The 7,870-nt window shown below is 66.4% G+C and carries 9 protein-coding genes; 1 reads left to right on the forward strand and 8 read right to left on the reverse strand.

The annotated features are described in order from the left end of the window. The 4 genes from GTO19_RS03020 to GTO19_RS03035 form a co-directional block, all read right to left on the reverse strand. On the reverse strand, nucleotides 1-736 hold a 736-nt coding region (locus GTO19_RS03020; protein ID WP_291018414.1), incomplete at its 3' end, for a protein kinase. Nucleotides 737-952: 216 nt separating this feature from the next. Beyond that, complete coding sequence (locus GTO19_RS03025) at nucleotides 953-2,194, reverse strand: M48 family metallopeptidase (protein WP_291018416.1); 1,242 nt, start codon at nucleotides 2,192-2,194, stop codon at nucleotides 953-955. A gap of 534 nt (nucleotides 2,195-2,728) precedes the next feature. After that, on the reverse strand, nucleotides 2,729-3,124 hold the full coding sequence (locus GTO19_RS03030) for a PIN domain-containing protein (RefSeq protein ID WP_291018418.1): 396 nt from the start codon (nucleotides 3,122-3,124) through the stop codon (nucleotides 2,729-2,731). Then, a complete protein-coding gene (locus GTO19_RS03035; protein ID WP_291018420.1) occupies nucleotides 3,121-3,363 on the reverse strand; it encodes an AbrB/MazE/SpoVT family DNA-binding domain-containing protein in 243 nt (80 codons plus the stop codon). The genes GTO19_RS03030 and GTO19_RS03035 overlap by 4 nt, the downstream gene beginning before the upstream one ends. 136 nt (nucleotides 3,364-3,499) lie before the next feature. On the opposite strand from GTO19_RS03035, the gene GTO19_RS03040 reads away from it, so the two are divergent. Beyond that, entirely contained in the window at nucleotides 3,500-6,052 is a 2,553-nt protein-coding gene (locus GTO19_RS03040) for a membrane-bound PQQ-dependent dehydrogenase, glucose/quinate/shikimate family (protein ID WP_291018422.1), read from the forward strand. Nucleotides 6,053-6,065: 13 nt separating this feature from the next. On the opposite strand, the gene GTO19_RS03045 is transcribed toward GTO19_RS03040, so the two are convergent. From GTO19_RS03045 to GTO19_RS03060, 4 genes are all read right to left on the reverse strand, one after another. Further along, entirely contained in the window at nucleotides 6,066-6,296 is a 231-nt protein-coding gene (locus GTO19_RS03045; RefSeq protein ID WP_291018425.1) for a DUF2007 domain-containing protein, read from the reverse strand. A gap of 61 nt (nucleotides 6,297-6,357) precedes the next feature. Beyond that, entirely contained in the window at nucleotides 6,358-6,672 is a 315-nt protein-coding gene (locus GTO19_RS03050; protein ID WP_291018428.1) for a CcdB family protein, read from the reverse strand. A gap of 7 nt (nucleotides 6,673-6,679) precedes the next feature. Next, nucleotides 6,680-6,949, reverse strand: a complete 270-nt coding sequence (locus tag GTO19_RS03055) for a type II toxin-antitoxin system Phd/YefM family antitoxin (RefSeq protein WP_291018430.1) — start codon at nucleotides 6,947-6,949, stop codon at nucleotides 6,680-6,682. A gap of 38 nt (nucleotides 6,950-6,987) precedes the next feature. Then, entirely contained in the window at nucleotides 6,988-7,785 is a 798-nt protein-coding gene (locus GTO19_RS03060) for an SDR family NAD(P)-dependent oxidoreductase (RefSeq protein ID WP_291018432.1), read from the reverse strand. Between the last annotated feature and the right edge of the window lie 85 nt (nucleotides 7,786-7,870).

Genomic DNA, 7,870 nt, shown 5'->3' on the forward strand with positions numbered 1-7,870 from the left:
GCTTGGCATAGATGCTCCTGATCGTCATGCTATGCCTCGCACACAAAATTACTGACAGGCTCAGTGAGGTCAGTGAGGGAGCCACGATCGGGGCCCCGCATAGCTGCCAAACTGCACTGGCCAGCATGTCGAGACTCTGGCTCTTCTGTTCATTTCGCATAAAGGTAGCGATGAGAGAAGGATCGAGCGATGATTTCGTTGCTAGCTCTGCGATCAGTCGAGATACTGAGTCAACTTCTCTCCGTTGGAGCTCCGCGTTCTTTGCTGAGTCAACGGATAACAGAGAGTATCGATAGAGAAGGTCAATGACCTTCACCTCGCCAGCAACGAGCATAATATTTTTCTCGTGCAGATCCCCATGAACCAGTCCAGACTTATGAATGTGGCGCACGGCATCGATTAATCCGATGCTAATTTTCAGCACTTCCATGTCAGAAAATTTTCTGCTTAACATTGCATCATAGAGCGTCTCCCCAGACAGATACTCCATAATGATTGCCGGTGCGTATGTGCCTGGCCTTCCCGGATCTTCTACGTCTGTAACGGCAAATACAGTGACAATGTTCTTGTGCGCAGCTCTCACGAGCGCCCTCGCATGCGCTAGGGCGTCGGAGATTTCAACGCTCGACTCACGTACGATCTTCACGGCTACTTTGCGTTCCGTAGCGTCATATGCAAGCCAGATGTCTGCAAATCCTCCATCCTCAGAAATGACTCCATCGAAACGTAGCTTCATAGGCCATCCTAATATGTCTATTCGATTTCTTGAGCGCCGCGCCGCGAATTGACCCGAGTTCATCGGCTCGTGAGCCGTACGACCGATTGCACACGCGCGAAGCATAGCGCGCACTCCTGCGCGTTAATACAGATAACGGCGTCCAATACACGGCGGCTGTCCGGCTGATGCGAACACAATCGTCCTGGTTGGCTGGCTTCAATTGTGTATGCTGCCTCAACAGGAAATCATAAAACTCTTCACACAGGAAGTCGTCTTGTCCTCACCCAGCTGCCTCGCCCTCTCCAAGTACCGCCTCCCCGCCCCCTCAAACCCCATCCCCTTCGCCGCCACCCCCAGGTAGTGGTAGCTCAAATCCAACCGGTGATCCAGGTCCATCACCGTTGACGCCAGATCCCGCCAGCGCGCCTGGTCGTGCATCTCCTTCAGCGCCCGCTGCTTCATCACGAACCCCGGCGTGTTGCTGCCCTTGAGTTCGATGCGCCCCATCTCGAAGTCCTCCCATCGCGGCGAATAGAGCGCGATGGCCTTGGACTCGTCGATGACGGGCCGGCTGGCTTTCGGTGCGTTCAGCCAGTCGTGCTCATGGCCGTGCCCATGGTGGTTGGCATGGCCCTGGCGCGGCGCCTGCCCGGCCTGCGCCTCCAGCGCGCGCGTCTGAAACTTGCGCATCGGCTCCTGCATGTCGTTCAGCGTTTGCGCCCGCTGCTCGCTGGAAGGGTGCGTGGACAGGAAGTGCGCGCGCTGGTTGCCGCTGAGCTTGCCCATCTTGTCCCACAGCGTCACGGCGGCGGCCGGGTCGTAGCCGGCGCGCGCGGCCAGCTCGATGCCGATGCGGTCGGCCTCGTGTTCGGTCAGGCGGTCGTTGGGGCGGTTGACGAATGCCAGCGCGCCCACGCTCAGCGCCGCGTGGGTGCCCTGCATGTCGCGGGCGTTCTGCGCCGTGGCGGCCGACAAGACCATCACCACCAGGTTGCTCGTCAATTGCAGCGACATCTTCTCGGCCCCGTGCCCGGCCAGCGCATGCCCGATCTCGTGGCCCATCACCTGCGCAATCTCGTCGTCGCTGGCGTTCAGCTTCTCCATGAAGCCGGTGTAGATGCCCATGAGGCCACCGGGCATGCAGAAGGCGTTGACGGTCTCGGGGTCGTCGATGACGGTGACGCGCCAGTCCCACTGCGCGGCGGCGGGGCGGTACAGCACGGCCTGGGCGATGAGCCGGTTGGTGATGCGCTCCACGCGCTCCTTCACCGGGCCGGCGTCGATCACCTTCTCCTTCTTGCGGTAGTCGCCCACCATGGCGCTGTAGTAGGAGAGGCTTTGCTTGCTGACGGCCTCGTCGCTGATGAGGCTCATCTGCGTGCGGCCGGTCATGGTGTTGGTGGCGCAGCCGGTGAGCAGTGCCAACGCCCCGGCGGCCATGAGGGCTGAAGCCCTTCTGGTGCGGTTCCACTTCATGTCTCTACCCCCTCGTGGATATCGGGGGCAAGGCTAACGCGGCTTGGCGGGTTGGTGCGCGCTCGCGTGGCGTCAGTGGCAAGGATTCAGCGGTTTGGTGTACGACGCGTGCAACAGCGCACGCCTTGGCTGGCGGTGTATGGCCTTGAAGCAACGGCTGCTGGGGAACAGTGATGCTCAGGCACCTGGCTGAAGAATTTGGGCGCGAATTCGCGACCAAGACCGGCGGCGCATGGTGCAGTTCGCCCAAGCCTTTCCCCCCAGCCGGAGAAAGTCGCATCACTGATGCGTGAATTGTGTCGACGCTGTCGACACAATTGAACTGCCAGTCTCAAGCCACTGAGCCCACCGAGGGTGGACAAGCGCGCCAAACCATCAACATTGAATCACCGCCGCCATCGGTGACATCAAGCCTGTCCGCTGGGTTCTGAGAATTCGCATCCCCTTCGCCGAAAGGGTTGGGATGCGCCCTTGCATGGAGTGCGCATCCGCTTGAGAGGGAAATCCGAGTTTCCTCGTGGGCGTCGCCCGGCCTCAGCGAAGCAGCGTCATCCCTGCGGTTTTCGCGGCTGCCGTGTCAAAGGTCATCGTTTGCGTGCAACCGGCCGATGCCGCAATGCGCTCGATCAGGCAGTCGGCAAAGTCCGCGCTTCCCGAGCTGTAGGCGCGCAGCGCGCGCACGACATGTTCGGCCCGGTCCACGACGAGCTGTTTGGATCGAAGGATGACCTCAAGTGCCTGAGACACCTGCGCGCGGCTCAGTTCGTAGCACGACGACAGCACCCACACCAGTTCAACCACTGAAACCAGGGCAATGAAGCCTGGCGCTTCGGCCGATAGGCCCTCGATGAGGCTCGTCGCCCTGGCCGCCTGCTTGGGGTCGTCTTGCATGATGTAGCGGACGATCACGTTGGTGTCCAAGCCGATCATCGTGCCGAGGCCCCCCGTGCGGCAATGGCCGAATTCATGTCATCGATGGAAACGCGCTTCCTGGGCTTTCCGAACATGCCTTTCAATTCCGTCACCGAACGATTGGCAGCGACGAACAGGTATTGGCCGGGTTCGATCTGAACAAACTCCACCCGGTCCCCGGCCTCAACGGCAAGTGCATGCCGCACATCGGCGGGGATGGTGATCTGTCCTTTTGACGTGATGGTTGCAGTGGTCATTGGCGCGCTCCGACAAGGCGCCTTACTGTAAGGTAAGGCAGACGGGGGCGCAAGCGGGCTCCGGAGACGGCAATCGCCGCGCCCGCGCGGGGCCGGGAACACGCCTTGCCGCGATTTCCCTTTTCGGGAGACCGCCATGCCCACCACGCCCACCGCTGCGCCACCCCACCTGCCCGCACCGCCACCCCCGCCGCTGAGGCAGCACTGGCTCAGCCTGTTCATCGTGGTGCTCTTGGCCCTGGTCGCGCTGGTGCTGTTCGCGGGCGGCGCCTGGTTGTTGATGCTGGGCGGCACGCCGTATTACGTGCTGTCGGGCGCCGCGCTGGGCTTCGTGGCGCTGTTGCTGGTGCAGGCGCAGCCCATGGCGCTGTGGGTGTACGCGGCCTTCGTGCTGGCCACGCTGCTGTGGTCGTTGTGGGAGGTGGGCCTGGCCTGGTGGGGTCTGGCCGCGCGAGGTGACGTGTTCTTCGTGCTGGGCTTGCTGCTGTTGCTGCCCGCCGTGGCGCGGCGCCTGAGCCACGACCCACCGCGCAGCGGCACGGTACCGTCCATGGGCTGGCGCGGCGGGCGCGGCGCGCTGGCGGGGGTGCTGGTGCTGTACTTCGGCGTGGCGGTGGCGTCCTGGATGGTTGACCCGTTCGCCACCGAGGGCCAACTCCCCGGGCCCCGCGGCTCGCTCGCGCAAGGCAACGGGGTGCCGGCGGGCGAGTGGCACGCCTATGGCCGCACCGGCCACGGCCAGCGTTACGCGCCGCTGGCGCAGATCACGCCCGACAACGTGGGGCAGTTGCAGGAGGCCTGGCACTTCCACACGGGGGACATGCGCGGCCGGCCCGGCGACCCCGAGGAAACCACTTTCGAGGTGACGCCGCTGAAGGTGGGCGATCACCTCTTCATTTGCACGCCGCACCAGAACGTCATCGCCCTGGACGCGACGACGGGCGAGGAGCTGTGGCGCTTCGACCCGAAGATCCGCTCGGGACTGGCGCTGCAGCACCTCACCTGCCGGGGGCTGTCGTACTGGTCGGGTCAGGGCGCCTCGGCGCCCGAGAGCGCGGCACCCGACACGCCGGGCCAGGCGCCCGCGGCCGGCGGCGAGGCGCCCGCGGCACCGGCGCTCGACGCGCCGGACCTGCCCGTCGCCGCGCAGGACAGCCCCGCCACGGACGACTGCCCCGCCATGCTGTACATGCCCACGGCCGACGGCCGTGTGATCGCGCTGGACCCGCGCAGCGGCGCGGTGTGCCGCCGCTTCGGTGGGGGCACGGGGCAGATCAACCTGTGGCGCGGCATGCCCAACGTGCGCCTGGGCGGCTACTACTCCACCTCGCCCGTGGTGGCCACGCAGCGCGTGCTGGTGGTGGGCGGCACGGTGCTGGACAACGTGTCCGTCCGCGAACCCTCGGGCGTGGTGCGCGGCTACGACGTGCGCACCGGCGAGCTGCTGTGGGCCTGGGACCCGGCGCACCCCGACGACAACGCGCCCCTGCAGCCGGGGCAGACGTACTCGGCCAGTTCGCCCAATGTGTGGTCCATCATGAGCGTGGACGAGGCGCTGGGCCTGGTCTACCTGCCGCTGGGCAACCCGCCGCCGGACCAGTGGGGCGGGCGGCGCAACGCCGAGGTCGAGCGCGTGGGCTCGTCGGTGGTGGCGCTGGAGCTGGCCACGGGCCAGTTGCGCTGGGTGTTCCAGACGGTGCACCACGACCTGTGGGACTACGACGTGCCCTCGCAGCCCACGCTGGTGGACCTGAACATTCAAGGCGCCAGCGTGCCCGCGCTGGTGCAGCCCACCAAGCAGGGCGAGCTGTACGTGCTCGACCGCCGCACGGGCAAGCCGGTGCACCCCGTGCGCGAGGTGCCGGTGCCGCAGGGCGCGGCCGAGGGAGACCGCACCGCACCCACGCAGCCGGTGTCGGCGATTTCCTTCGACCCCGAGCCCCTGACCGGCGCGTCCATGTGGGGCGCCACGCCCTTCGACCAACTGGGCTGCCGCATCGCCCTGAAGCGGCTGCGTTATGAGGGCCGCTACACGCCGCCCAGCACCGAGGGCACGCTGGTCTACCCGGGCAACTTCGGTGTCTTCAACTGGGGCAGCATCGCGGTGGACCCGGTGCGCCAGGTGGCCTTCACCACGCCGGCCTACCTGGCCTTCACCTCGAAGCTGGTGCCCCGGCCGGACGACACCACGCTGATGGTGCAGGGCGAGAACCGGCCCGAAGACGACCTGCCCGCGCTCAACGAGAACTTCGGCGCGCCCTTCGCGGTGAAGCTGGCGGCCTTCACCTCGCCGCTGGGCATTCCCTGCCAGGCCCCGCCGTGGGGCTACGTGGCGGGGGTGGACCTCGTCAGCGGCGAGGTCGTCTGGCAGCATCGCAACGGCACGGTGCGCGATCTGGCGCCGGTGCCCCTGCCGTTCAAGATGGGCGTGCCCAGCCTGGGCGGGCCGCTCATCACGCAGGGCGGGGTGGCTTTCCTGTCGGGCACGCTGGACTACTACCTGCGCGCCTACGACCTGGACACCGGCGAGACGCTGTGGCAAAGCCGCTTGCCCGCGGGCGGCCAGGCCACGCCCATCAGCTACCTCGGCCGCGACGGCCGGCAGTACGTGGTGGTGGCGGCCGGCGGGCACGGCTCGCTGGGCACCAAGGCGGGGGACTCGGTGATCGCGTACGCCTTGCCGAAGTGAGGGGGCTGGCCGCTCAGTCGTCCGCGCTGGCGGGCCGCGCGGCCTCCCAGCGCGCGATGGCCGCGCGCGCGGCCTCGTACTGATCGTCCTCCACCATCAGCCGCACGAAGCCCGACGCCGGCAGCTCGCCAATGCCTCCTTGCAGGTAGCCCCCCAGCACCTGCACGCTCAGGCCCTCCTGCTGCAGGTAGCCCTGCAGGATGTGGGCTTCGACGGCGTTGGCGGCCTGGTAGAGGGTTTTCATGAGCGTGGCGCTGGAGCCGGTGCAGTGGGGCGCGGGTGGTCGAATTCTGAGACCGTGCGATCTAGATGCCCGACAGCACGGCGTCCATGGCGGACACCAGGGCGCTGGCCTGCGTGGCCACGTTGTCAACCGGTCGGCGCAAGTCCTTGGCCGGCAGGGGGGCGGCGTAGTGCGCCAGCGCATGCAGGCGCCGGCCTTTGACCACGATGACCGGGCACAGTGCTGTTGGCACTTTTCTGCCTGAATCCAAGGCCGCGAGCGGCATGGTCAGCCGCGTGGCCAGGGCGTCGAGCAGGTCGCTCTGAATCACGACCACATAGGGAATGCCGTCGGCTGCGCTACGACTCGGATTGGCGAAAACGTCGTACTGAGGCATGGGCCCTTCACCATGGGCGCAGATCAGCCCCGGGAATGCCCAGCGCTTCGACACGGGCGTTCTGCGCATCGATCCAGTCGCCGAACTGGGCTTCGAATGCCTTCTTGCGTGCGGCGCGGGTGGTCTTGTCGCGGTTGGCCTGCAGGGCCTGGTACTGTTCGGCCGAGAGGATCACGGTGTCGATCTGGCCGGCCTTTTCCACGAACACCGGTTCGCGCTTGGCCTGGGCGCAGAGGGCGCCAAAGCGGTTCTTGGCTTCGGTGGCGGTGACGCGCATGGTGGACTCCTTGAGGCGTTGGCCATTTTAGCCATTCATCAAACGCCGCCGAAGTCCCTTCTCAGCGTCGGCAAGCCCACCCCCGCCGCATCAAAACCCCCATCCACCGCCAGCACCTGCCCGGTGATGTAGCTCGCCTCGGGCGAGCACAGGAAGCCGATGCCGTTGGCGATTTCTTCTTCGGAGCCGTAGCGCGCCAGCGGCACGGCCGCGTGGTAGTCGGCGCGGATCTCGGGTGTGTGCACCTGCTTGGCCATGGCCGTTTCCACCGGGCCGGGGGCGATGGCGTTGCTGCGGATGCCCAGGCCCGCGAGTTCCACCGCCTGCTGCTTGGTGAAGTGGATGAGCGCGGCCTTGCTGGTGCCGTAGGCCACGCGCAGGGTGCTGGCGCGCAGGCCCGAGATGGAGGCGATGTTGACGATGGCGCCGCCGCGCTTGCGCATCACGGGCACCACGGCCTGGCTGCAGAGGAAGGGGCCGTCGAGGTTGGTGGCCATCACCTGGCGCCATTCGTCGAAGCTGGTCTGCACCAGCGGCTTGAAGACGGCCACGCCCGCGTTGTTCACCAGGGCGTCGATGCGCTCCCATTCGGTGTCCACCATGGCGACCATGGCCTCCACCTGCACGGGGTTGGAGACGTCGCAGGGCAGGGCGATGGACAGGCCCGGCGCTTCCCATTCCAGTTGCTCTCGCGCGGCGTTCAGCGCGGGCGCGTCCTTGTCGACGATGGCCACGCGCCAGCGGCGGGCCAGGAACCAGCGCGCCGTGGCCAGGCCGATGCCGCGTGCCGCGCCGGTGACGATGGCGACCTTGTGTTCCTGTCCGTCCTGCACCATGCGCGTGGGGTCCTTTCGGGTCGTCAGTTGCGGCTCTGATCCACCAGCTTGTTCTTGGCGATCCAGGGCATCATGGCGCGAAGCT

It is taken from the genome of Hydrogenophaga sp., assembly GCF_011772445.1.
In the GTDB taxonomy this organism is placed as follows: Bacteria; Pseudomonadota; Gammaproteobacteria; order Burkholderiales; family Burkholderiaceae_C; genus Hydrogenophaga.

What these genes read in the sequence shown, in the direction of transcription:
- GTO19_RS03025 (WP_291018416.1), bottom strand. Translation starts at nt 2,194, where the DNA reads ATGAAGTGGAACCGCACCAGAAGGGCTTCAGCCCTCATGGCCGCCGGG.
- GTO19_RS03030 (WP_291018418.1), bottom strand. Translation starts at nt 3,124, where the DNA reads ATGATCGGCTTGGACACCAACGTGATCGTCCGCTACATCATGCAAGAC.
- GTO19_RS03035 (WP_291018420.1), bottom strand. Translation starts at nt 3,363, where the DNA reads ATGACCACTGCAACCATCACGTCAAAAGGACAGATCACCATCCCCGCC.
- GTO19_RS03040 (WP_291018422.1), top strand. Translation starts at nt 3,500, where the DNA reads ATGCCCACCACGCCCACCGCTGCGCCACCCCACCTGCCCGCACCGCCA.
- GTO19_RS03045 (WP_291018425.1), bottom strand. Translation starts at nt 6,296, where the DNA reads ATGAAAACCCTCTACCAGGCCGCCAACGCCGTCGAAGCCCACATCCTG.
- GTO19_RS03050 (WP_291018428.1), bottom strand. Translation starts at nt 6,672, where the DNA reads ATGCCTCAGTACGACGTTTTCGCCAATCCGAGTCGTAGCGCAGCCGAC.
- GTO19_RS03055 (WP_291018430.1), bottom strand. Translation starts at nt 6,949, where the DNA reads ATGCGCGTCACCGCCACCGAAGCCAAGAACCGCTTTGGCGCCCTCTGC.
- GTO19_RS03060 (WP_291018432.1), bottom strand. Translation starts at nt 7,785, where the DNA reads ATGGTGCAGGACGGACAGGAACACAAGGTCGCCATCGTCACCGGCGCG.